The organism is Campylobacter concisus (genome assembly GCF_002914195.1).
Classification (GTDB): domain Bacteria; phylum Campylobacterota; class Campylobacteria; order Campylobacterales; family Campylobacteraceae; genus Campylobacter_A; species Campylobacter_A concisus_M.
In genome coordinates this window covers 1-1480 of the sequence record NZ_PPAU01000041.1, presented here as the reverse complement: position 1 = coordinate 1480, position 1480 = coordinate 1, and the positions used below count along the sequence as shown (strand labels likewise).

At 30.5% G+C, this 1480-nt stretch carries 2 protein-coding genes; both read right to left on the bottom strand.

Annotated features, from left to right (window positions below):
• Positions 1-152: 152 nt before the first annotated feature.
• A complete protein-coding gene (locus tag CYP28_RS00880; protein WP_103592739.1) occupies positions 153-596 on the bottom strand; it encodes a hypothetical protein in 444 nt (147 codons plus the stop codon).
• 23 nt (positions 597-619) lie between these two features.
• On the bottom strand, positions 620-1480 hold an 861-nt coding region (locus CYP28_RS10205), incomplete at its 5' end, for a ParM/StbA family protein (RefSeq protein ID WP_181000393.1).

Below are 1480 nucleotides of genomic sequence, written 5' to 3'. Positions count from 1 at the left end.
TTCTATTACCGCTATCATCTATTTTTATAGCCTCTAACCTTTTCATTTCTTTGTCAAAACTAGAAACTACAAGCTTATTTGTTTTTAACTTATAGCTGTTTTGTATAGGCTCGTCTATAATCATATAAAATCTCCAAAATTATATTCAGGCTTTAATTGAAAGTTTTTTTCTCTTTCACTTTTTTTAATTTTTTGATAGGCAATATTTCGGAGCTTTTGTCATCTTCTATATCTTCGCTCTCTAGCTCATCAATAGCCTCAACTTTTTTATCCTCAGTAATATCTTTACCTTTTGGCTCATCTATTACTTCAGGCTCTTTTATTGTTTGTTTTAACTCGCTAGCTTTCTCAAAAAACTCTTGCCATCTTCTTTCTTCTTGCTCCTCTATTAGTTTAAAAGCTTTTAAAGCATTTATTCCATTTTTACCATAAAAAATATCTCTTAACTTTTCATCTTTTACAGCATATTGGAGCATAGCGGCAATAAAATTAGATCGAGAACAATCCAACAATTTCCATAAGATTAAACTACTTTTATCTATCGTAAAGCTCATGGGCTTTCTTTTAATAACATTATCTTTCGCTGGTCTTGCCATTTTGTTTCCTTTTTTACTTTAGCTTATTCCGCATTATTTTCTTTTAGGCTTAATTCCCTAACATAATACCCTCTTGCATTTGAAAACTCATAAGGGTCATCAACAAAAACTATATTTTTGAAATTAAACATTTTTTGTAAGTCATTATCGTTTATGGCTCTTAAAATATATGCGCCACCGCCGCCAATTAGTAAAATATTAGCTCTTTCCAATATATTGTCTTTCTCTACAATATCTTGCTTGATGCTATCGATGTAATCTTCTGTAATATCCTTTAGGGCATCACTAAAATCTATAATTTCTCCCCTATGTATTAAAGTTTTGTTGTTTGCCGAAATAGTTTCATTAAGTTCAGTAGTTGTCCTTTTAATATCAAATTGCCTATTAAGCTCATATTGTAATTTTTTCAGAATAATATTGATGCCATTCGTATTTGCAAAGCTATTTCTGATCGAAAGTTTATCTTTTTTCATTGCTATAAAGTCAAGAGTATTGTAGCCTACATCTAAAATTAGAGCCAAATCTTCTTGTGGATTTTTTGAAAAATAATCATAAGCTATTCCACGACCTTGGGGCAATAAACTTACATCAAGCTTTATTTCTTCGTCATTGACTGTAAAGTCTTTCAAAATTTCGATTAATTCATCTCCCTTGTCATCAAAATCTTTTAAAGATAGTCCAGTGATAAGACTTAAGCCCTTATGCTCTATGTTGTTAATTTTTAATACCACATAAACTAAAAGCGGCGCATTTTTTATCAATGTTCCAGCTTTTAAAGATATATTTACATCCTGGTCAATAGCTTCCTCGCCGATTAGATATTTTGAGCCGTTATATTCAAATACCTCTTCGTCATAAATATCCTCATCATCTATCTTTTTAAC